The following is a 21,747-nucleotide window of genomic DNA, read 5'->3' as shown; positions in this document are numbered from 1 at the left end:
CAAGGCCGAGGGGGCCGAAGGAGTGGAGGCTCAAGCCCGACTGCAGGCCGAAAGGGCGCCGCATGGCCCAGGATCATCCCTCGCATCCCTCGCAGAACACCCCGGCCCGCGCCACGGCCAAGGACCCGGTGTGCGGCATGGACGTGGACACCTCCCCCGAGGCGGGCAAGCCCACCGCCAGCTATAACGGCAAGACCTTCTATTTCTGCTGCAAGGGCTGCGAGACCAAGTTCGAAGCCAACCCCGAGCAGTATCTCGCCAAGGCTGAGCCCGCCGGCGCCTGCTGCGGCGGCACCCATGACGCACATGCGGGGCACAACCATGCGGTGCCCGCAGCCAAGGCCAAAGATCCCGTCTGCGGCATGGATGTCGACACCTCTCCCGAGGCGGCCAAGCCCACCGCGACCTACAACGGCAAGACCTTCTATTTCTGCTGCAACGGCTGCAAGACCAAGTTCGAAGCCAACCCCGAGCAGTATCTCGCCAAGGCTGAGCCGGACATGTCCGAGCCGGCCGGCGCCTGCTGCGGCGGCGCTCACGGTGCGCACGGAGGGCACGACCACGCCGCCGCCAGCGCCCCCGCCAAGGCCAAAGATCCCGTCTGCGGCATGGACGTGGACACCTCCCCCGAGGCGGCCAAGCCCACCGCCACCTATAACGGCAAGACCTTCTATTTCTGCTGCAACGGCTGCAAGACCAAGTTCGAGGCCAACCCCGAGCAGTATCTCGCGCCGGTGATCGACCCCGTGTGCGGCATGAGCGTGGAGCCGGGCCGCGCGAAATATGCCGCCCGCCATTCCGGCAAGACCTATTTCTTCTGCTCCTCCGCCTGCGAGACCAAGTTCAAGGCGGACCCCGGCGTCTATACCGGCGAGAAGGCGGCGCCGCCGCCCGCCGAAGTGCCCGAAGGCACCATCTATACCTGCCCCATGGATCCCGAGATCCGGCAGATCGGCCCGGGCATCTGCCCCATTTGCGGCATGGCGCTGGAGCCGGAGCTGGTGACCCTCGACGAGGGCCCCAACCATGAGCTGAAGGACATGACGCGCCGGTTCTGGATCGGCCTTGTCCTCACCCTGCCGGTGTTCGTGCTGGAGATGGGCCAGCATCTGGCCGGCCTGCACCTGCTGCCGCAGCAGATCTCCAATTATGTGCAGTTCCTGCTGGCGACCCCGGTGGTGCTGTGGGTGGGCTGGCCCTTCCTGGAACGCGCCGTGCTTTCGCTGAAGAGCCGGCATTTCAACATGTTCACCCTCATCGGCATGGGCACCAGCGTGGCCTATGTCTATTCGCTGGTGGCCACCTTCCTGCCCGGCCTGTTCCCCACCACCTTCCAGACCCATGATGGGGCGGTGCCGGTCTATTTCGAGGCGGCGGCGGTCATCACCGTGCTGGTGGCGCTCGGCCAGGTGCTGGAATTGCGCGCCCGCGACCAGACCTCCGGCGCCATCAAGGCGCTGCTCTCCCTCGCCCCCAAGACCGCCTTGCGCATCGCCGCCGATGGCTCCGACGAGGAGATCGCCCTGGAGCTGGTGGCCCCCGGCAACATGCTGCGGGTGCGCCCGGGCGAGAAGGTGCCGGTGGATGGCCTCGTGACCGAGGGCCGCGCGGTGGTGGATGAAAGCCTCGTCACCGGCGAATCCATGCCGGTCACCAAGGAGGCGGGCGAACGGGTCATCGGCGGCACGGTGAATTCCGCCGGCGTGTTCGTGATGCGCGCCGACAAGGTGGGCCGCGACACCGTGCTCTCCCAGATCGTGCAGATGGTGGCCCAAGCCCAGCGCTCCCGCGCGCCCATCCAGCGCCTGGCCGATCAGGTTTCCGGCTGGTTCGTGCCGGCGGTGGTGGCCGCCGCCGCGGTGGCCTTCGCCGTGTGGCTGGCGGTGGGGCCGGAACCGAGCCTCACCTTCGCGCTCATGGCCGGCGTCTCCGTGCTCATCATCGCCTGCCCCTGCGCCCTCGGCCTTGCCACTCCCATGTCCATCATGGTGGGCGTCGGGCGCGGCGCCCAGCTCGGCGTTCTGGTGAAAAATGCCGAGGCGCTGGAGCGCATGGAAAAGGTGGACGTGGTGGTGGTGGACAAGACCGGTACCCTCACCGTGGGCAAGCCCAAGGTGGTGGCCGTGCATCCCCTGCGCGGCGCCAATGAAGCGGATGTGCTGCGCCTCGCCGCCAGCCTGGAGCGCTCCAGCGAGCACCCCCTCGCCACCGCCATGCTGGCCGAGGCCAAGGCCCGCGAGCTTCCCCTCTCCGAGCCCTCCCAGGTGGAAAGCCCGGCCGGCAAGGGCATCGTCGGCCTGGTGGACGGGCACCAGGTGGTGGTGGGCCATGCCGCCTTCCTCGGCGAGCACAATATCCACACCGATCACCTCACCGCCGCTGCCGAGCGCTACCAGAAGGAGGGCGCCACCGCGGCCCTGGTGGCGGTGGACGGCCACGCGGCCGGCGTCATCGCCATCGCCGATCCCATCAAGGACACCACCGACGCGGCGCTGAAGCGGCTCACCCGCGATGGCGTGCGGGTGGTGATGCTCACCGGCGACAATCGCACCACCGCTCTGGCGGTGGCCAAGCGCCTCGGCATCGACGAGGTGGAAGCCGAGGTGCTGCCCGACCATAAGGCCGAGGTGGTGGAGCGCCTGCGCAAGGAAGGCCATGTGGTGGCCATGGCTGGCGATGGCGTCAACGACGCCCCCGCTCTGGCGGTGGCCGACGTGGGCATCGCCATGGGCACCGGCACCGACATCGCCATGGAGAGCGCCGGCATCACCCTGTTGAAGGGGGATCTCGCCGGCATCTCCCATGCCCGTTCCCTCTCCAAGGCCACCATGGCCAACATCCGCCGCAACCTGTTGTTCGCCTTCATCTACAATGCGGCCGGCGTGCCCATCGCGGCGGGCATCCTCTACCCGGTCATCGGGCTGCTGCTGTCGCCCATGGTGGCGGCGGCGGCCATGGCCCTGTCGTCGGTGAGCGTGATCACCAACGCCTTGCTGCTGCGCACTTGGCGGCCAGAATAGGACCGAAGGCCCTGAGCTTGCCTCAGGGCCTTTCGCTCGAGGCCGCGCGGCGCCTGAGCGGACCCGACAGGCTCCGGCCGAAGGTCGAAGCCCCGCTGCCGGCTTTACTTCGCCGGCGGCGGCGCGATCATGGCCCTCAGGCGGTTGTGGGGAGCGGGAGATGGCGGGCGTCGCGGGCCGCCTGAAGGCGGCGGGGTTGCATGTGAAGGGCTGGGGCGCGGGGCTCGGCCGAGGCGTGCTCGGCTTCGCGCTGCCGCCCACCTGCAGCGCCTGCGGCACCGTGGTGGGCGAGGCCGGCGGCCTGTGCGGCCCGTGCTGGAGCGGCCTGGCCTTCATCACCCGCCCCTATTGCGAGCGCACCGGCGTGCCGATGGCCGATGCCCTGCCCGACCCCACCCGGCCCGGCGCGCCGCTGATCAGCGCCGCGGCCCTGGCCGATCCCCCCGCCTTCGACCGGGCGCGGGCGGCGGTGGAATTCACCGATGTGGCCCGCGGCATGGTCCACAATCTCAAATATGCCGACCGCCTGGAGCTGGCCGGCCCTATGGCGCGGCTGATGGCCCAGGCCGGGCGGGAGCTGATCGCCGAGGCCGACATCATCGTGCCGGTGCCGCTGCATCCGCTGCGGCTGTGGCGGCGGCGCTTCAATCAGGCGGCGCTGCTGGCGCGGCGGCTGGCACCGGCGGAAAGCGTGAAGGTGCGGACCGACCTGCTGCGACGCCGACGCGTCACGACGTCACAGACGCGCCTCAGCCGCACCGAACGCCACGCCAACGTCGCCAGTGCCTTTGCATCGTGCGGCGATGCAGCATCGGTGCTGCCGGGACAGCGGGTGCTGCTGGTGGATGACGTCGCCACCACTGGCGCCACCCTCGATGCCTGCGCCCGCGCCCTGCGCCGGGCGGGCGCCGCCCATGTGGACGCGCTCACCTTCGCGCGGGTTGTCGACTTCGGCTGAAGCCTTATGATACGTCACTTTCGTGACGGTGCTCCCGCCGTCGCGCAGCCCCTTTCTGTGACGCCCCATGAAGCCCATCGTCATCTACACCAAGAGCTGGTGCCCCTATTGCCATTCCGCCAAGGAATTGCTGCGGCGCAAAGGCTGGACCTTCACCGAGGTGGACGTGACCACCGATCCGGAAGGCCAGCAGGAGATGTCCCGCAAGGCCAATGGCCGTACCACCGTGCCCCAGATCTTCATCGGCGACACCCATGTGGGCGGCTGCGACGACCTCTACGCCCTCGACCGCGAGGGCCGGCTGGACGCGCTGGCGGCCTGAGCGACGCCGCTGTGGGCTGTGACAGCCCGCGCCGCTGCGCATAAAATGCCGGTGAAGGAGCGGGCAATTGCCTCGCTCCCCCTGCAAATGGCGCCGGCGCTCTCTATCTCTGGAAAGACAGGGCATCGCGCGCGGTTCACATCACCGCCGCCGGTGGCCCGCCCGAGATGAGAGATGCTGAATGACCTCTCCTGAAACCGCCCAGGCCCTGCGCATCGGCCTCGTTCAGATGCGGAGTGGCCGAGACGTCGCCGCCAATCGCGATGCCGCCGCCGCGCTGATCCGCGAGGCGGCGCGCGAGGGCGCGCGCTATGTGCAGACCCCCGAGACCACCAACATCATGGAGCTGGAGCGGCCCCGCCTGTTCGAGCAGTTGAAGGAGGAGGCGGACGACGAGACCCTCGCGGCCCTGCGCGAGCTGGCCCGGGACCTGTCCATCCACCTGCACATCGGCTCCCTCGCCCTCAAGGTGGCCGAGGCCAAGGCGGTCAACCGCGGCTTCCTGATCGACCCGGAGGGCGACATCACCGCTCGCTACGACAAGATCCACATGTTCGACGTGGATCTCGGCAATGGCGAGAGCTACCGCGAATCCAGCGCCTACCGTCCCGGCGAGCGGGCGGTGGCGGCGGAGGTGGACCAGATCCCGTTCGGCCTCACCATCTGCTACGACCTGCGCTTCCCCTCGCTCTATCGCGCGCTGGCGGAAGCCGGCGCCAAGGTGCTGACGGTGCCGGCCGCCTTCACCCGCCCCACCGGCGAAGCCCATTGGCATGTGCTGCTGCGCGCCCGCGCCATCGAGAACGGCGCCTATGTGCTGGCCGCCGCCCAGGGCGGCAAGCATGAGAACGGCCGCGAGACCTATGGCCACTCCCTGGTGGTGGACCCGTGGGGCCGCGTCATCGCCGAGGGCGGCACCGATCCCGGCGTGGTGCTGGCGGAAATCGACTTGAAGGAAGTGGCCTCCGCCCGCGCCCGCATCCCCTCCCTCACCAACGGCCGGCGGTTCGAGGTGGCGGAGAGCGTGCCGGTGGGCCGGCTGCACGTGGTCGGGGGCGTGTGATGATCCGCTACACCCTGCAATGCGCGGCGGGGCACCGGTTCGAGAGCTGGTTCCCCTCCTCCTCCAGCTATGAGAGCCAGCGCGAGCGGGGGTTCGTGACCTGCCCGGACTGCGGATCGAGCGCCGTGGACAAGGCCATCATGGCCCCTTCCGTCGCCCGCACCGACCGCCCGCGCGCATCCGTGCCGACCGAACCGGCCCCCGCGCCGCTGGCCGAGGCCCCGGCTCCGGAGACGCCGCTGCCCGTCATGTCCCAGCCGGAGGCGGAGCTGCGCAGCCTCATGCGCAAGCTCCGCGAGCATGTGGTGAAGACCTCGGATTATGTGGGCACCGAGTTCGCCGATCTCGCCCGCAAGATGCACGAGGGCGAGGTGGAGCACCGCGCCATCTATGGGGAAGCCAGCGCCGATGAGGTGAAGGCCCTGCACGAGGACGACATCGAAGTCTTCCCCCTGCCGCTCCTGCCCGAAGACCGCAACTGAGCGACCAGACGCGCGCCGGCCCCCTGGCGCAGAACGACCTGCGTTAGCCCCACCGCGGCATGGTGCGCCTCAGAGCGCCGCAGCCGCGGCGGGCTTGCCGGAGCGGCCGCCCTCCGCCTTGCCGCCGGGCAGCGCCGGCGGCTCGCCTTCGGTCTGGCGCATGCGCTCCATCACCGCCTTCTGCACCTTCTCGAAGGCGCGCACCTCGATCTGCCGCACCCGCTCGCGGGACACACCGAACTCGGCCGCCAGCTCCTCCAGGGTGATGGGGTCTTCCGACAAGCGGCGCGCCTCGAAGATGCGGCGCTCGCGCTCGTTCAGCACCGAGAGGGCGCCGGCCAGCGCGGTGCGCCGGTTGTCCAGCTCCTCGCTTTCGGCGAGTTGCTCCTCCTGGTCGAGGCGCTCGTCCACCAGCCAGTCCTGCCACTCGCCACCGCCGTCCGCATCCTCGCGGATGGGGGCGTTGAGGGAGGCGTCGCCGGACAGGCGCCGGTTCATGTCCACCACGTCCTGCTCGGAGACGCCGAGCTTGGTGGCGATCTGCTGCACCTGATCGGGCCTGAGATCTCCGTCCTCAAGGGCGGAGATCTGGCTTTTGGCCTTGCGCAGGTTGAAGAACAGCTTCTTCTGCGCCGCCGTGGTGCCCATCTTCACGAGGCTCCACGACCGCAGGATATATTCTTGAATCGAGGCGCGGATCCACCACATGGCATAGGTGGCGAGGCGGAAGCCCTTCTCGGGCTCGAACCTTTTCACCGCCTGCATGAGGCCCACATTGCCTTCGGAGATGACTTCGGAAATGGGCAGGCCATAGCCGCGATAGCCCATGGCGATCTTCGCCACCAGGCGCAAATGGCTCGTCACCAGCTGGTGGGCGGCGTCCCGGTCGCCGTGCTCGCGCCAGCTCTTGGCAAGCATGTATTCCTGCTGCGGCTCCAGCATGGGGAACCGGCGGATTTCCTCGAGATACCGCGTCAGCCCGCCCTCTGCAGAGGGAATGGGCATGCTCTTGGCCTGGGCCATGGATGACGCCTCCTGTTCCAGCAGCCCCCGATCCGGGCGACCGCATGCGGCTGCCTGATGCCCGCCGCAACTCATCATCATACAGAACACAAGACCGGTGGAATAGGTTTCATCCCCTCACGTCGCCGCGAGTGCGCTGCAGCAGCTGAAGCGCGGCCCTGAGCGCCGCGAGGTCCTCCGGCAGCTCGCTCTCAAACGAGAGGTGTTCCCCCGTCACAGGATGGGCAAACCCCAGCCGCGCCGCGTGCAGCGCCTGCCGACCGAGCCCGGCCAGCAGCTCGCGCGCCTCCGGCGCCAGCCGCGACGCCTTGGTGCGGAAGCCGAGGCCATAGACCTCGTCCCCCATCAGCGGATGGCCCACATGTGCCATATGGACGCGGATCTGATGGGTGCGCCCGGTCTCCAGCCGGCATTCCAGAAGGCTCGCCACCGGCGTGCCGTCGCTGCCCGCATAGGTCTCCAGCACGTGCCAATGGGTGATGGCGTGCCGCCCACTGGCGCGCACCGCCATCTTCTGGCGATGGGTCGCATGCCGGTCGATGGGCGCATCCACCGTGCCCCGCAGCTCGGGCACGCCCCACACGAAGGCCAGATAGGCCCGTTCCAGCGGGCCGGTGCGGCCATGGTCGGCGAACTGGGCGGCCAGGCCCTGGTGCGCCTTGTCGGACTTCGCCACCACCAGCAGGCCGGAGGTGTCCTTGTCGATACGGTGCACGATGCCGGGGCGCTTCACCCCGCCGATGCCCGAGAGGCTGTCGCCGCAGTGATACAGCAGCGCATTCACCAGCGTGCCGGTGGCATGGCCGGGCGCGGGGTGCACCACTAGGCCAGCCGGCTTGTCGATGACGATGAGGTGGTCATCCTCATAAGCCACATTGAGGGGCAGGTCTTCCGCCACCGGCTCGGCCGGCTCGGGCGCCGGCAGCAGCACGGTAAAGACGTCGCCGGCATTGACCCGTGTCGCTGCGTCGCCTACCACACGCCCGCCGAGCAGCACCCGCCCTTCGCCCACCAGGCGCTGGATGCGGGTGCGGCTGAGATCCGGGGCAAGGCGGGCCAGCACGCGGTCGAGCCGTGCGCCGGCATCCTCCGGCGCCGCCGCCAAAGTGAGCATAGGCTCTTCGGCAGAACTCTCCTCGAGGCTGTCGTCAGCGCTGTCCCGGGCCGTCATAATCGTGTCCGTCTCCTTCGTCCGTCAGCACCAGGTGCGCCATGTTCCACCAGCCGCCCCCGTCCGACACCACCGACCAGCCTCTGACGCCGGATCAGGAGCGGGTGCTCGCCAAGTTCCGCCGCTTCTCCAGCATCTCCATCCTGGTGATGGTGCTGGGGGTGGCCGCCGTGCTGGGCGTGATCGGCTATCGCATGATGCGCACCGCGCCCTTGGCCACCGGCGAGGTCACCGCTTTGTTGCCCAAGGGTGCCAAGATCGCTTCCACCACCGTCTCCGGCGATGTGGTGGTGGTGGTGCTGGATGTGAATGGCGCCACCGAAATCCGCACCTTCGATCTGCGCACCCTGGCGCCCGCCGGCAAGCTGCGCTTCGCCGTGGAGCCGTGAGCGGGGCGCGCCCCGCCCGCTCTCCGGCCTATTGCAGCGAGCCTTCGCCGTCGCCCGGCATGCGCGCCAGCATCATCTGGGTGATGGCCACCAGCATGTCGGCCCGCGCCTTCAGCGTCTCCGCCTCCAGCAGGGCCTGCTTTTCCAGCGAGCCGTAAGGCGACATCACCGACAGGGCGTTGACCAGCGTCTCGGTGCCCGCCTCGCGGATGCCTTCCCAATCGGCTTCCAGCTTGTTGGCGTCGAGGAAGGCGGCCAGCGCATCGAGCAGCGCGGAGCGGTCCACCTCCTTCTCGCCCGCCGGCTGGAAGTCCTGGGTGAAGGCGCCGGGGTCGATCTGCACCTGCCGATAGGGGGTGGTCACCACCAGCTCCTCAGCGATGCGGAACCGGCAGATACCGGTGAGGCTGATGTGATAGCGCCCGTCACCGGTCTCGCTGAACTCGGTCAGCCGCCCGATGCAGCCCACCTTGTACAGGCCCGGCCCCTGCGGCACCGAGGGCAGGGTCTCGTCCGGCTGCACCATGCCGATCAGGCGCGGTCCAGCCAGCACGGCATCCACCATGGCGAGATAGCGGGGCTCGAAGATGTTGAGCGGCAGCTCGGCGCGCGGCAGCAGCAGCGCCCCGGTCAGCGGAAACACGGGAATCACCGGCGGCAGATCCGCCGGTGTCAGATAGGTCTTGTTGGACGCCACAGATCTTTCCTCAGGCGAACATGATCGCCGACAGTTTCTTGCGCCCCTTGAGGGTCAGCGGATCGGCCGGCCCCCAGGCCTCGAAGAATTGCAGCAGCTGCTTGCGGGCGGCATCCTCGTTCCAGGCGCGGTCGCGCTTGACGATGTCGAGCAGGTGGATGAGCGCCTCCTCGCGCCGGCCCCGGCCATTGAGGGCGAGGGCCAGATCGAAGCGGGACTGATGATCGGCCGGGTCCACGTCCACCTTGGCTTCCAGGGTGGCGAGATCGCCCAGGGCCGCCGCCTGCTCGGCCAGGTCCACCGCCGCCCGCGCGGCGGAGATGGCCGGATCGTTCTGCTTCTCGGCCGGCACCGAGGCGAGAATGGCCTTCGCCTGCTCCAGCGCGCCCGCCGCCACCTGGCTGCGCACGAGGCCCGACAGGGCCGGCAGGTTCTCGGGATCCTGGCCCAGCACTGCGGCGAACACTTCCGCCGCGCCGGTCAGGTTCTTTTCCGCCAGCGCCGCCTCGCCCATGGCCAGCATCTCGCCGAGATCGGGACCCGCGGCGGCGCCGCCGGCGCCGGCCAGCAGCCGGTCCACGAAACCCTTCACCTGGCTCTCCGGCAGCGCGCCCATGAAGCCGTCCACCGGCTGGCCGCCGACGAAGGCATAGACCGTGGGCACCGACTGGATGCCGAGCTTACCGGGAATGACCGGATGGTCGTCAATGTTCAGCTTGGCGAGGCGCACCTTGCCCTTGGCCGCGGCCACCACCTTTTCCAGCACCGGGCCGAGGCTCTTGCACGGCCCGCACCAGGGCGCCCAGAAATCCACCAGCACCGGGCGGCGCTTGGATTCCTCCATGACGTCCGTCATGAAGCTCTCGGTGGTGACGTCGATGATGTCGCCACTCGGCGCGGCCGCGGCCTGGCCCGCCGCCCCATTGCCCAGAGGGACGCCCGCGGCGCCCGGCTGATTGAACAGCATATGTCGGTTCCTCGATCCCTGCCCGTGGCCGCGCGGCCCAGCTTCGCCCCCATAGATGGGGCCCTGCCCGCCGCATGCAATCGTTGTCCGTGCCTTCTACCCTTTTCCCCGCGCCAGCGTAAGGCGTCCGCCCCGCAAACCCGGCGGCGATGCCTTCGTCTTGCCACCATTTGACGGAAGCCGCCGCCACTGGCACACCTCTTGCCATGATCCGTTCCATGATCTGTCTCAGGAGACGCGCCGGCGCGCGACGGGCATGAAGTTCGACCGCCTCCGGCTCGTCGGCTTCAAGACCTTCGTCGAGCCCACCGAACTCGTCATCGAACCCGGCCTGACAGGGGTGGTGGGACCGAACGGCTGTGGCAAGTCGAACCTGGTGGAAGCGCTGCGCTGGGTGATGGGGGAAAGCTCCCATAAGGCCATGCGCGCCCAGGACATGGACGACGTCATCTTCTCCGGCACCACCGGCCGGCCCTCGCGGAACACCGCCGAGGTGGCGCTGCACCTCGACAATGCCGATCGCACCGCCCCCGCCGCCTTCAACGAGTGGGAACAGCTGGAGGTGGTGCGGCGAATCGAGCGCGGCTCCGGCTCCGCCTACCGCATCAATGGTCGCGACGTGCGTGCGCGCGACGTCCATCTGCTGTTCGCCGATGCCTCCACCGGCTCGCGCTCGCCGGCACTGGTGCGCCAGGGGCAGATCGGCGAGATCGTCGGCGCCAAGCCCAACGCCCGCCGCCGCATCCTGGAGGAAGCCGCCGGCGTCGCCGGCCTGCACGCCCGCCGCCACGAGGCGGAAATCCGGCTGAAGGGGGCCGAGCAGAATCTCGCCCGGGTGGAGGATGTCATCATCCAGATGGCCGCCCAGGTGGAGAGCCTGCGCCGCCAGTCGCGCCAGACCACCCGCTACAAGGCGCTGGCCGCCGACATCCGGCGCTGCGAGGCCACCTTGCTGTGGCTGCGCTGGGGCGACGTCACCAGGGCCCTGGCGGAGGCCGAGCAGGCCCTCGCCGCCTCCCAGCGCGACGATGCCGAGCTCACCCGGGTGCAGGCCGAATCGGCCCGGCTCCAGGCGCTGGCAGCCCATGCTTTGCCGCCCTTGCGGCAGGCGGAAGCGGAAGCCGCCGCGACCCTGCAGCGCCTCACCCTCGCCCGCAATGAGCTGGACAAGGAAGAGGCCCGCCTCGCCGCCCGCCGCCAGGAGCTGGAGCGCCGCCTGGTGCAGCTGGCCCAGGACCTGGAGCGCGAGCGCGCCCTCTCCGCCGATGCCGAAGGCGTATTGGCGCGGCTCGATGCCGAGGCGGACACCCTGCTGGCCGAGCAGGAGAACGCCGCCGAGGACGAGGCGATTGCCACCGAGCGGCGCGAGGAAGCCGCCGCTCTGCTGGAGGACGCCGAGCGCCTCCTGGAGGAGAAGACCGCCCATTTCGCCGATCTCGGCGCCCGCCGCTCCAGCCTTGACCAGAGCGTGCGCGAGATCCGCGACCGGCTGCTGCGCAACGCCGCCGAGCGCGCCTCGGTGGAGGCCGAGGAAGGCCGCCTGAAGCGGGAGGCCGGCACCGACAGTCTGGAGCGGGTGCGGCTCGAGGCGGAGATCGCCCGGGAGACCCTGGCCGAGGCGGAGGAGGCGACCCTTGCCGCCGAGGCCGAGCATGCCGCTGCCCGCCGCGCGGTGGAGGAGCTGCGCCCGGCCATGGGGGAAGCCGAGAAGCGGTTCGGCCGCCTCGACGCCGAGGTGCGCACCCTCACCAAGCTTCTGCAGGCCTCCGACCACCGCTTCCCGCCCGTCGTCGACCTCCTCACGGTGGACAAGGGCTATGAGACCGCGCTGGGCGCCGCCCTCGGCGACGACCTCGATCTGCCAGTGGACCCCGCCGCCCCCGCCCGCTGGGCCGGCAGCGCCTCGCTCCCCGCCGATCCGCTGCTGCCCTTGGGCGCCGAACCTTTGGCGGCGCACGTTTCCGGCGCCCCGGCCCTGGCCCGGCGCCTGGCCCAGGTGGGGATCGTTGCGGCGCAAGACGGCCCGCGCATCGCCCGCGAGCTCAAGCCCGGCCAGCGCCTCGTTTCCCGCGCCGGCGACCTGTGGCGCTGGGACGGCATGGTCGCCGCCGCCGACGCCCCCACCGCCGCCGCCCGTCGCCTGGCGGAGCGCAACCGGCTCGCCGATCTCGCCGAAGAGGCCGAGCAAGCACTTGCGGTCGTTGAGGAAATGCGGGCCACCCTGGCGGAGCGGGAAGCCGGCCTCAGGGTCGCCGGCGCTGCAGAAACCCAGGCCCGCGAGGCCCGCCGCACCGCCCAGCGCGCCGCCGAAACCGCCCGTTCGGTGCTGGACGCCGCCGAGCGCAAAGCGGCCCAGCACATGGCGCGCCTCGCCGCCATCGCCGAAGCCCGCACCCGCCTGGCGGCGGTGCGGGAAGAAGCGGAGGAACACCTGGCCGAAGCCCAGGCGAGCCTCGCCGCCCTGGACACCCCGCAAATCCTGGAAGCCGAGCTCTCCCGCGCCCGCGCTGAGACCGGCGAGCGCCGCGCCGCACTGGCGGAAGCGCGCGCCGCGGCGGAGGCTTTACGTCGCGATTCGGCCCAGCGCATCAAGCGGTTGGAGGCGATCGCCGGGGAGCGCCGCTCGTGGCAGCAGCGGGCCGGCGGCGCCGGGGAGCGCCTCGCCGCCATCGAGGCACGCGCCGAGGAAGCCCATGCCGAGCTCGCCGACATTGAGGATGCCCCGTCCGAACTGATCCGCCAACGCCGCGCCCTGATGACCGGCCTGGAAGAGGCCGAGGCCGCCCGCCGCACCGCCGCCGACCGCCTGGCCGAAGGCGAGGCGGCCCAGGCCGCCGCCGACAAGGCCGCCCGTGCGGCGATCGAGGCCATGTCCAACTCCCGCGCCGAAGCCGCCCGCGCCGAAGCCCGCCTGGAGGCCGCCCGCCAGCGCCGCGACGACCTGCAGCGCGAGATACTCGAGGCCCTCGACGGCCCCCCGCAGACCGCCCGCGAGCAGGCCGGTCTAGGGGACGACGGCGCGCTGCCGGATGTCGCCGCAATCGAGGCCGTGTTGGACCGGGCCAAGCGCGACCGGGACCGGCTTGGGGCGGTGAATCTGCGCGCCGACGTGGAACTGGAGGAGGCGGACGCCCGCCACACCGGCCTCGTCACCGAACGGGACGACCTGATCGAGGCCATCAAGCGCCTGCGCGGCGCCATCCAGAGCCTCAATCGCGAGGCGCGCGAACGGCTTCAGGCCTCCTTCGTGGTGGTGAACGCGCACTTCAAATCGCTGTTCGACACCCTGTTCGGCGGTGGCGAGGCGGATCTGGTGCTGACCGACGCCGAGGACCCGCTGGAAGCCGGCCTCGACATCATCGCCCGCCCTCCGGGCAAGAAGCCGCAGACCCTCTCCCTGCTGTCCGGCGGCGAGCAGGCGCTGACCGCCATGGCGCTGATCTTCGCCGTGTTCCTCACCAACCCGGCCCCCATCTGCGTGCTGGACGAGGTGGACGCGCCCCTCGACGACGCCAATGTGGAGCGCTTTTGCCTGATGCTGGAGGAGATGACGCGGCGCACCGACACCCGTTTCCTCACCATCACCCACAACCCCATCACCATGGCGCACCAGAACCGGTTGTTCGGCGTCACCATGGCCGAACGCGGTATCTCGCGACTGGTGTCCGTTGACCTTCAGGGAGCCGAGCGCATGCGCGAGGCGGGATAGCCCCCATTCCACGTTGTCGCAGCCACATTTTTTCGATTTTATTTCATAGACTTAAGTAAAATCACCTCCGCCTTGACACCCAATTTTGACACAACTATGGTGCGCCCCGGTTTCATGGGGTAGGGCCTGTGTCCTGCTCCAGAGCCGAGGTCTGTGCCATGTCCGAGCCTGAACATTCTCCAGAAGGAGAGCGCCACCGGGCCGCGGACGCGACGCAGGCACCCCGGCCGACCGATTCCGAGCTCGGCGCTCGGCTGGAGCAGCTCAACTCGTCGTTGAGCCAGGCTCGATCCAAGGGAGCAGCACCCGCGGCCGCACGGCCCGCCGGTGACACCTCCTCCCGGTCGGGCGTCGCTCTCGCCTTCCGCCTGGGCGCGGAGTTCGTGTCGGGCGTGCTGGTGGGGGCGCTCCTCGGCTACGGTTTGGACCGATTGCTGGCGATCACGCCCTGGGGGCTGATCGTCTTCACCCTGGTGGGCTTCGGCGCCGGGGTGCTGAACATGATGCGTGCCGCCGGCGAAGGCCCCAAGCGCGCGTCTCCCGGAACGGCTTCGGCGCCGCCCGCCAAGGGTCGCGACGGCCAGACCGGGAACTGACGCCGCCGCGCGGCAGCGCTGTGGCGGCACGGCATTTGGGCCTTCGGGCCAGAAGGTTTCCTGGCGGCTTCGGCCGCATCAGCTTCACGCGGCTCCGGCCGCACGAGTTTCACGCGGCTCCGGCCGCTCAGTTTGGCGCGGCCTCGGCCGCAATGCATTGACCGCGGCGTCAGCGCCGCATGGCAGGGGGCGCGTTTCGGATGACCGTCGATCCGATCCATCAATTCCAGATCAAGCGCTTTGCGGACCTGCTGAATGTCAGCGGCGTGCAGTTCTCGTTCACGAACTCCGCGATCTTCATGTTCGCCATCGTGGCCATCGTCTTCTTCTTCCTCACCTATGCCACCCGCGGCCGCACGCTGGTGCCGGGCCGGGCGCAGTCGGTGGCGGAGATGGGGTACGAATTCATCGCCAAGATGGTGCGCGATTCGGCGGGCAACGAAGGCATGGTCTTCTTTCCCTTCGTGTTCTCGCTGTTCACCTTCGTGCTGGTGGCGAACATCGTCGGCCTCATCCCCTACACCTTCACGGTGACCGCACACCTGATCGTCACCGCCGCCCTGGCGCTGCTGGTGATCGGCACGGTCATCGTCTACGGCTTCCTGAAGCACGGCTCGCACTTCCTGCACCTGTTCGTGCCGTCGGGCGTGCCGGCCTTCCTGCTGCCGTTCCTGGTGGTGATCGAGGTCATCTCCTTCCTCTCCCGCCCCATCAGCCTCTCGCTGCGTCTGTTCGCCAACATGCTGGCGGGCCATATCGCCCTGAAGGTGTTCGCCTTCTTCGTGGTGGGCCTGGCTTCGGCCGGCGTGGTCGGGTGGTTCGGCGCGACGCTGCCGTTCTTCATGATCGTGGCGCTCACCGCGCTCGAGCTGCTGGTGGCGGTGCTGCAGGCCTATGTGTTCGCGGTGCTCACCTCGATCTACCTCAACGACGCCATCCACCCCGGCCACTGACGGCCGGGCGCGGTGACGCGCTGATCCGTTCAAGTTTCACCCGTCTCACCAATCCAAACGGTTTTCTCAAGGAGCAGTCCAATGGAAGCGGAAGCTGGAAAGTTCATCGGTGCCGGCCTCGCCTGCCTCGGTATGGGTCTCGCCGGCGTCGGCGTCGGTAACATCTTCGGCAACTTCCTGTCCGGCGCGCTGCGCAACCCGTCGGCCGCCGATGGCCAGTTCGCCCGGGCCTTCATCGGCGCGGCGCTCGCCGAAGGTCTCGGCATCTTCTCGCTCGTCGTGGCGCTCGTTCTGCTGTTCGTGGCCTGATTCAGGCAGGGGCAGGGAGCCTCGCGCCACGGGGCGCGGGGCTTTGGTCTAGTTCAAGTCAGGCGGGCGAGCCATGATGAAGCCGTGGAAGTTTTCTGTCGCGTTGGCGGTGACGGGCGTGTGCCTCCTGGCTGCGCCGCTCGCCGTCGCACCGAAGGCGGCATATGCCGAGCCGGTCCGCGTGGCCGAGGCGGCGCCCGCGCAAACTGCCCCCGGCGGCCATGCCGTCGCCGGTGGCCACGAGAATGTGGTGGACGAGCATGCGGTGACGTTTCCGCCGTTCGACGCCACCACCTTCCCCTCCCAGCTTTTGTGGCTGGCCATCTCCTTCGGCCTGCTCTACCTGCTGATGAGCCGCGTGGCGCTGCCGCGCATCGGCCGCATCCTGGAAGAACGCCACGACCGCATCGCCGACGACCTCGAGGAAGCGGTGAAGCACCGCACCGAGAGCGAAGCCGCTCAGGCCGCCTATGAGAAGGCACTCAACGAGGCGCGCACCAAGGCCAACACCATCGCCGGCGAAACCCGCGACCGGTTGGCCGCCGATTCCGACACCAACCGCAAGTCGCTCGAGGCGGATCTCGCCGCGAAGCTGACCGCCGCCGAGCAGCGCATCGCCAGCACCAAGAGCGATGCCATGAGCCACGTGCGCGGCATTGCGGTGGATACCACGCAGGCGATCGTCAACACGCTCATCGGCTCCACCCCGGCCTCCGCCGACGTGGAGCGCGCGGTGGACGCGGCGCTGACCGCCAAGGATGCCGCCTGAGCGCAGCGTCCGCCCACACCGCCGATGGTTCGGCGGCCCTGTTCAGCCCCCGGGCGCCGCGCGCAGCGCCCACCGGGATGACCCATAGATTGCCTCCCGCCTCGCCACCCGGGGCCGGCGGGCCGACGGATCTGAGGACCGTGTCATGAGCGAGATGGAACTGGCGGAACTCTGGGTCGCCATCGCCTTCCTGGTATTCGTGGGCATTCTGCTCTACGCCGGCGCCCATCGCGCCATCACCTCCGCCCTCGACAAGCGCGGCTCGCGGATCGCCGCCGAGCTGGAAGAGGCGCGCCGGCTGAAGGAAGAGGCGCAGAAGCTGGTCGCCGAATTCAAGCGCAAACAGCGCGAGGCCGAGGCGGAAGCCGAATCCATCGTCACCGCGGCCAAGGCCGAGGCCGAGCGGCTGGCCGCCGAAGCCAAGACCAAGATGGAAGATTTCGTCGCCCGCCGCACCAAGATGGCGGAAGAGAAGATCGCCCAGGCTGAGAAGCAGGCCATCGACGACGTCAAGGCGATTGCCGCCGACGCCGCCGCCCGCGCCGCGGAAGGCCTGCTCGGCGCCGCCGCTGTCGGCAGCGTGGCTGACCGGCTGATCACCGGCGCCATTTCGGAAGTGAAGTCCAAGCTCAACTGAGCCGGACGGACGCCCATCAAAGCCGCCCGGGAGGGCGGCTTTTTTTGCGCCTGAACGGCCGGCTCCTCCTCCACTACGCCGGCTGCTCCGGAGCGTCCGCCCTATCGGCCCACCCCTGCGCGTGTGTCGGCTCCCGCCACATAGCGCCAGCAGCGGTCCAAGACGGAGGCATTGACTGCGGAGCCGGCACTTCGCCGCGCCGTTGCCCCGTTGGAGCGGATGCGCGGCCCGCGCCGCGACGGCCGGTGGCCCCGCCCCTCGCGCCGCTCACGCAGCGGCTTGCCCGCCCGATGAACAATGGGAGCGCTCACGGACGCCGCATCGGTCCGAGCGTCCGCGCGCCCGCAGGGTCACCCCTTCGACGAAGAGCCGCACAGCACGCCGCACGGCATCCCGCCGCCGGCAGCGCCAATCGGCGCCAGCGCGGAAGCGTGCACCGGCGATGGTGACGGCGGGGAGACACTGCCCCCCGCGGCGGGGCCTTGAAATCCGGGGCAGGCCAGCGCAATGCTGGCGCATGATCTCGGCTCCCGCCATCTTTCGCTCCCTCGCGTGCATCGGCCATGGCGCCAAGCGGAGGGTCGCGGCCGGGCTGCTGCTCGCGGCCGTGGCCCTGGGCCTGCCCGGTGCGGGGCCAGCGGCGGCGCAGGACGATTTCTTCTTCTTCCTGCGCCCGCCCGCCTCGGTTCCCCAGGCCCCCAGGGAGCGGAACAACGGCTGGTGGCCGGGCAATATCTTCCAGCCCGCGCAGCCCCGGCGCGCAGCTCCGCCGCCGGCCGCCCCGGCCCCACCCGTCGCCCGCAAGCCCGCCGAACCGGAAGGCACGGTCTATCCCAGCGCCGAAGCGGCCAGCCGCGGGCGGCGCCAGCCGCCGTCGCAATTCGTGCTGGTGCTCGGCGATCGCATGGCCGGGCAGCTGGCCCAGGGCCTGGCGGACGCCTATCTGCCCGAGCGGGACCGTGTCGCCATCGTCGAATACACCGTGGACGACAGTGGGTTCCTGGCCCCGCCGGTGGATTGGATCAGTAAGGCGCCCGGCGCCATCGCCTCCGGGCGACCGAATGTGACCGTGCTCGGCCTCGGCGCCGAGGACCTGAAGCCCATCACCGAGAACGGCCTCGTGCTGGAGCCGCTGACCGACCGCTGGACCGAGGCCTACAGCCGGCGCGTGGACGACGTGCTTGCCGCACTGCGGGAGAAGGCGGGCCGGGTGATCGTGGTGGGCCTCGCGCCGGTCTCGAACACCGGCGTTTCGGAAGACTATGCCCGTCTCAACGAGATCCTGCGCGCCCGCGCGGCGCGCGCCGGACTGCCATTCGTGAATGTCTGGGATGGCTTCGTGGATGAGGACGGCAAGTATCTGGCCACCGGGCCGGCGGTGGACGGCCAACGCCGCCGCCTGCGCTACAATGACGGCATCCGCTTTACGCGGGCCGGCGGGCGCAAGCTGGCGTTCTTCGTGGAGAAAGACCTGAACCGCCTGCTGGAGGACCCCGCCAAGCCCAGCACCTCGGTGGAGGGCGCGCGTGCCCCCCTCACCCTGATTGGCGGACCGATGCGCGACAAGGACCTGAAGCCGGAACCGGCGAGCCTCTCCGCCGACCCCGCGCGGGCCGCCACCGAGGCGCTGCGGCAAGGCGTGCCGCCCCCGGCCCTGCGCGGCCGCACCGATGACTTTTCCTGGCCGCCCCCCGGCCTGGAAGCGCCGGCCGCCAATTGACGTCCGCGCGTCGAGACACTCTGCCGCGTGGCGGTGCGCCGACCGCCTCCCCCTCCGCCCACAGTCGCGCTTCCCGCGACGGCGCCGACGCCTTAAGTTCCGCTCGGGACATTAGGGGAGTTTTCCATGAGCATTCGCCCGCGCCGCAGCGTTCTCTACATGCCGGGTTCCAACGCCCGCGCCCTCGAGAAGGCGCGGACCCTGCCGGCCGACGGCGTGATTCTCGACCTGGAGGACGCGGTGGCGCCCGACGCCAAGGTGGAAGCGCGCGGCCGCATCGTGGAGACGGTGAAGGCCGGTGGCTTCGGCCCCCGCGAGGTGGTCATCCGCATCAACGGCCTCGACACCCCCTGGGGCTCCGATGATCTGGATGCCGCCGCCGGCGCCGCGCCCGATGCCATTCTGCTGCCGAAGGTGCAGAGCGTGGAGCAGCTGGTGACCGTGGGCCGCCGGCTGGAGGCGCTGGGTGTTTCGCCGGCCACCCGGGTGTGGGCGATGATCGAAACGCCGCTCGCCATCCTCGACATCAAGGCCATCGCCGCCGCGGCCAAGGACCCGGTCACCCGCCTTTCGGTGTTCGTGCTGGGCACCAACGACCTGGCCAAGGAAACCCGCGCGGCGCTGCTGCCCGGCCGCGCGCCCATGGTGGCCTGGCTGACCCTGGTGGTCGCCGCCGCCCGCGCCTATGGCGTGGAGGTGCTGGATGGCGTGTGGAACGCCTATCAGGACACCGAGGGTTTCGACGCGGAATGCCTGCAGGGCGCGCAGTTCGGCATGGATGGCAAGACCCTCATTCATCCGAGCCAGATCGAGCCGTGCAACCGCGCCTTCTCTCCGCCGGAGGCGGAGGTGGCCCGCGCCCGCGCCATCATCGCCGCCTTCGCGCTGCCGGAGAATGCCGGCAAGGGCGTCATCACCCTCGACGGACGGATGGTGGAGCTGCTGCACGCGGACATGGCCAAGCGCACCGTCGCCGTGGCCGACGCCATCGCCGCCCGGGGCTGATGCCATGACGCTGCGTGTGGTCATGTTGCTCTATCCGGGCCTGACCCAGCTCGATCTCACCGGCCCCTTCGAGGTGCTCTCGCGGCTGCCGGATGTCCAGATCGAGCTTGCCTGGAAGAAGTGGCGCAAGCCGGTGGAGGATGCCTCCGGCCTCAAGATCATGCCCACCGCCGCGTTCGGCGGGCTCGCCGGTTGCGATCTTCTGTTCGTGCCCGGCGGCCCCGGCCAGCTCGACCTGATGGAGGATGTGGAGACGATCGACTTCCTGCGTCGCATGGCGCAGGAGGCCCGCCTCATCACCTCGGTGTGCACCGGCTCGCTGCTGCTGGGCACGGCCGGCCTGCTGAAGGGCTACCGCGCAACCTGCCACTGGCTCTCCCTGCCGCAGCTGGCCCTGCTGGGCGCCGTGCCGGTGGCGGAACGGGTGGTGGTGGACCGCAATCGCATCACTGGCGCGGGAGTCACCTCCGGCATCGATTTCGGTCTTGCCCTGGCGGGGCAGCTCGCCGGAGAGGACGAGGCCCGGCGCATCGCCCTGGCGCTCGAATACGATCCCGATCCACCCTTTCCGCCCGCCACCACCGATGCGCGCCTGGTGGACGAGGTGCGCGCGCGCACGGCCCCGTTCCAGGCGCGCCGCATTGCCGCCGCCCGCGCCGCCGGCGCCCGGCTCGGCATCACGCCGCCGGATGGGGACGCCGCCACCCCCGCGTGACGAGGCGGGGCGGTGCGCCTGCGCCATGCCCAGCGGCGGGGAAATGCTCTATGGTCGGGTGGCCAGGCGCCCACGGGGCGCGCCATCGAAACGCTGAGCCCGCTCGTCCATGAAGCTCTATCGCTACCTCACCGGTCCCGACGACACCTCGTTCTGCAACCGCGTCACCGCGGCCCTCAACAAGGGCTGGCAGCTGCATGGCGCCCCCACCCTCACCTTCGACCCCGTCAAGGGCCGGGTCATCTGCGGGCAGGCATTGGTCAAGGACGTGCCGGGCGAGTGGAGCGAGGATGTGAAGCTGTCCGACTATTGAGCCGGGCGATCACACCGCGGCGCCGGTGCCCGGGATGAGCACCACCGCCACCTCCACATCGTCGCCGGCCGCCGCGAACTCCTTGCGCACCGCCTCCACCAGCTCGGCGACGACGCCGCGGGTGTGGGCCATGGTCCAGCCATCCTCGAAGCCGAGGTGCAGTTCCACGAACATCTTGCCCCCGAACTGTCGGGTGCGGATCTCGCCCAGCTCGGCGAAATCGTCGAAATGGGAGGTGAGCACCCGCAGGATGCGCAGCTGGCCGGCCTCGTCGATCGCCTGATCGAGCAGGGAGGCGACGGAATTCGAGAGCATGGCCAGGATGTTGTAGATCATGAAGCCGATCACCACGAACGACGCCATGGGATCGAGATAGAAGATCCAATAGACATCGTTGAAAATCGAGGTGACGACGGTAACGATGAACACCGCGCCCGAGGAAATGGCCGAGACCAGATGCACCCGCGCCTGCGCCGCCAGCACCGGCGAGCGGGTCTCCGCCGCCAGCCGCAGCGCCTTGCGATTGAGGATGACGTTGCCGATCACCGCCGCGGCGGTGACGAACAGGCCCAGTTCCGCCCCGCTCACGCCCTCGGGCTGAATGATGCGGGAAATGGCCCGCGTGCCGGCGATGATGACCAGCACGCTCTGCAGCACGGCGATCATCAGCTCGGCCAGGTTTTCGAGCTTGCCCAGGCCATAGGCGTATTTGCCGGTGTTCGCCCCGTGGGCCAGCCGCAGCACCAGCCAGCAGGCGGTCAGCGCCGTCAGATCGAACGACGTGGCCAGAAGGTCGGTGAGGATCGCCGCCGAATTGGTGAGCGTCGCGGCCAGGATGTAGAATGGAAACAGGCAGGCCGTGAAGACCATGGCCTGAAACGAGAGCTTCTGGCTTTCCGACTGGGACACCGCATTTCCCCCCATTGCCC

Annotated in this window: 21 protein-coding genes; 16 read left to right on the top strand and 5 right to left on the bottom strand. The window is 69.8% G+C overall.

Going from position 1 to position 21,747, the window contains the following annotated elements; translation table 11 throughout:
• The first annotated feature begins 62 nt into the window (after nt 1-62).
• The 5 genes from ACU4E7_RS11915 (at nt 63) to ACU4E7_RS11895 (ending at nt 5,845) form a co-directional block, all read left to right on the top strand.
• The gene (locus ACU4E7_RS11915) at nt 63-3,020 is read left to right on the top strand and encodes a heavy metal translocating P-type ATPase (RefSeq protein WP_447018978.1); all 2,958 of its coding nucleotides are present in this window, start codon (nt 63-65) and stop codon (nt 3,018-3,020) included.
• A gap of 160 nt (nt 3,021-3,180) precedes the next feature.
• A complete protein-coding gene (locus ACU4E7_RS11910; protein WP_447018977.1) occupies nt 3,181-3,978 on the top strand; it encodes a ComF family protein in 798 nt (265 codons plus the stop codon).
• A 67-nt stretch (nt 3,979-4,045) separates the two neighbouring features.
• The gene (gene grxC, locus ACU4E7_RS11905; RefSeq protein ID WP_447018976.1) at nt 4,046-4,300 is read left to right on the top strand and encodes a glutaredoxin 3; all 255 of its coding nucleotides are present in this window, start codon (nt 4,046-4,048) and stop codon (nt 4,298-4,300) included.
• A gap of 181 nt (nt 4,301-4,481) precedes the next feature.
• Entirely contained in the window at nt 4,482-5,363 is an 882-nt protein-coding gene (locus tag ACU4E7_RS11900; RefSeq protein ID WP_447018975.1) for a carbon-nitrogen hydrolase family protein, read from the top strand.
• Nucleotides 5,363-5,845 carry a DUF1178 family protein gene (locus ACU4E7_RS11895; protein WP_447018974.1) on the top strand — a complete coding sequence of 161 codons (483 nt, stop codon included), beginning with the start codon at nt 5,363-5,365 and terminating at the stop codon, nt 5,843-5,845. Before ACU4E7_RS11900 ends, ACU4E7_RS11895 begins: the two co-directional genes overlap by 1 nt.
• 69 nt (nt 5,846-5,914) lie before the next feature.
• Here the strand turns inward: ACU4E7_RS11895 and rpoH are convergent, their stop codons facing one another.
• The gene (gene rpoH / locus ACU4E7_RS11890; protein WP_238119843.1) at nt 5,915-6,868 is read right to left on the bottom strand and encodes an RNA polymerase sigma factor RpoH; all 954 of its coding nucleotides are present in this window, start codon (nt 6,866-6,868) and stop codon (nt 5,915-5,917) included.
• A gap of 109 nt (nt 6,869-6,977) precedes the next feature.
• The gene (locus ACU4E7_RS11885) at nt 6,978-8,039 is read right to left on the bottom strand and encodes an RluA family pseudouridine synthase (RefSeq protein ID WP_447018973.1); all 1,062 of its coding nucleotides are present in this window, start codon (nt 8,037-8,039) and stop codon (nt 6,978-6,980) included.
• 41 nt (nt 8,040-8,080) lie between these two features.
• Here ACU4E7_RS11885 and ACU4E7_RS11880 point away from each other — a divergent pair, with 41 nt between their 5' ends.
• On the top strand, nt 8,081-8,428 hold the full coding sequence (locus ACU4E7_RS11880) for a DUF6476 family protein (RefSeq protein ID WP_238119842.1): 348 nt from the start codon (nt 8,081-8,083) through the stop codon (nt 8,426-8,428).
• Between the two features lie 28 nt (nt 8,429-8,456).
• Here ACU4E7_RS11880 and ACU4E7_RS11875 read toward each other — a convergent pair whose 3' ends face one another.
• Together ACU4E7_RS11875 and ACU4E7_RS11870 are read right to left on the bottom strand one after the other, a co-directional pair.
• On the bottom strand, nt 8,457-9,125 hold the full coding sequence (locus ACU4E7_RS11875) for an LON peptidase substrate-binding domain-containing protein (protein WP_238119841.1): 669 nt from the start codon (nt 9,123-9,125) through the stop codon (nt 8,457-8,459).
• Nucleotides 9,126-9,135: 10 nt separating this feature from the next.
• On the bottom strand, nt 9,136-10,092 hold the full coding sequence (locus ACU4E7_RS11870; RefSeq protein ID WP_238119840.1) for a thioredoxin family protein: 957 nt from the start codon (nt 10,090-10,092) through the stop codon (nt 9,136-9,138).
• Nucleotides 10,093-10,348: 256 nt separating this feature from the next.
• Here ACU4E7_RS11870 and smc point away from each other — a divergent pair, with 256 nt between their 5' ends.
• The 10 genes from smc (at nt 10,349) to ACU4E7_RS11820 (ending at nt 20,818) form a co-directional block, all read left to right on the top strand.
• Nucleotides 10,349-13,801 (top strand): chromosome segregation protein SMC, encoded by a 3,453-nt coding sequence (gene smc / locus ACU4E7_RS11865; protein ID WP_447018972.1) that lies wholly within the window; start codon nt 10,349-10,351, stop codon nt 13,799-13,801.
• 158 nt (nt 13,802-13,959) lie between these two features.
• Complete coding sequence (locus ACU4E7_RS11860; protein ID WP_238119838.1) at nt 13,960-14,397, top strand: AtpZ/AtpI family protein; 438 nt, start codon at nt 13,960-13,962, stop codon at nt 14,395-14,397.
• 200 nt (nt 14,398-14,597) lie between these two features.
• Nucleotides 14,598-15,350 carry a F0F1 ATP synthase subunit A gene (locus ACU4E7_RS11855; protein ID WP_238119837.1) on the top strand — a complete coding sequence of 251 codons (753 nt, stop codon included), beginning with the start codon at nt 14,598-14,600 and terminating at the stop codon, nt 15,348-15,350.
• Nucleotides 15,351-15,431: 81 nt separating this feature from the next.
• The gene (locus ACU4E7_RS11850; RefSeq protein WP_238119836.1) at nt 15,432-15,659 is read left to right on the top strand and encodes a F0F1 ATP synthase subunit C; all 228 of its coding nucleotides are present in this window, start codon (nt 15,432-15,434) and stop codon (nt 15,657-15,659) included.
• A gap of 127 nt (nt 15,660-15,786) precedes the next feature.
• Nucleotides 15,787-16,428 carry a F0F1 ATP synthase subunit B gene (locus ACU4E7_RS11845; RefSeq protein ID WP_238120290.1) on the top strand — a complete coding sequence of 214 codons (642 nt, stop codon included), beginning with the start codon at nt 15,787-15,789 and terminating at the stop codon, nt 16,426-16,428.
• 145 nt (nt 16,429-16,573) lie between these two features.
• Complete coding sequence (locus ACU4E7_RS11840; RefSeq protein WP_238119835.1) at nt 16,574-17,065, top strand: F0F1 ATP synthase subunit B family protein; 492 nt, start codon at nt 16,574-16,576, stop codon at nt 17,063-17,065.
• 517 nt (nt 17,066-17,582) lie between these two features.
• Nucleotides 17,583-18,785, top strand: a complete 1,203-nt coding sequence (locus ACU4E7_RS11835; protein WP_447018971.1) for an SGNH/GDSL hydrolase family protein — start codon at nt 17,583-17,585, stop codon at nt 18,783-18,785.
• Between the two features lie 126 nt (nt 18,786-18,911).
• Nucleotides 18,912-19,790, top strand: coding sequence for an HpcH/HpaI aldolase/citrate lyase family protein (locus tag ACU4E7_RS11830; protein ID WP_447018970.1), 879 nt, complete (start codon nt 18,912-18,914; stop codon nt 19,788-19,790).
• 4 nt (nt 19,791-19,794) lie between these two features.
• Nucleotides 19,795-20,505: a DJ-1/PfpI family protein gene (locus ACU4E7_RS11825; protein ID WP_238119832.1), complete on the top strand. Its 711-nt coding sequence runs from the start codon at nt 19,795-19,797 to the stop codon at nt 20,503-20,505.
• A gap of 109 nt (nt 20,506-20,614) precedes the next feature.
• On the top strand, nt 20,615-20,818 hold the full coding sequence (locus ACU4E7_RS11820) for a DUF1737 domain-containing protein (protein WP_238119831.1): 204 nt from the start codon (nt 20,615-20,617) through the stop codon (nt 20,816-20,818).
• A gap of 9 nt (nt 20,819-20,827) precedes the next feature.
• Here ACU4E7_RS11820 and ACU4E7_RS11815 read toward each other — a convergent pair whose 3' ends face one another.
• Nucleotides 20,828-21,727 carry a cation diffusion facilitator family transporter gene (locus ACU4E7_RS11815; RefSeq protein ID WP_238119830.1) on the bottom strand — a complete coding sequence of 300 codons (900 nt, stop codon included), beginning with the start codon at nt 21,725-21,727 and terminating at the stop codon, nt 20,828-20,830.
• Nucleotides 21,728-21,747 lie beyond the last annotated feature (20 nt).

The organism is Xanthobacter sp. ZOL 2024 (assembly GCF_052932325.1).
This window is presented reverse-complemented; position numbering and strand designations above follow the sequence as displayed.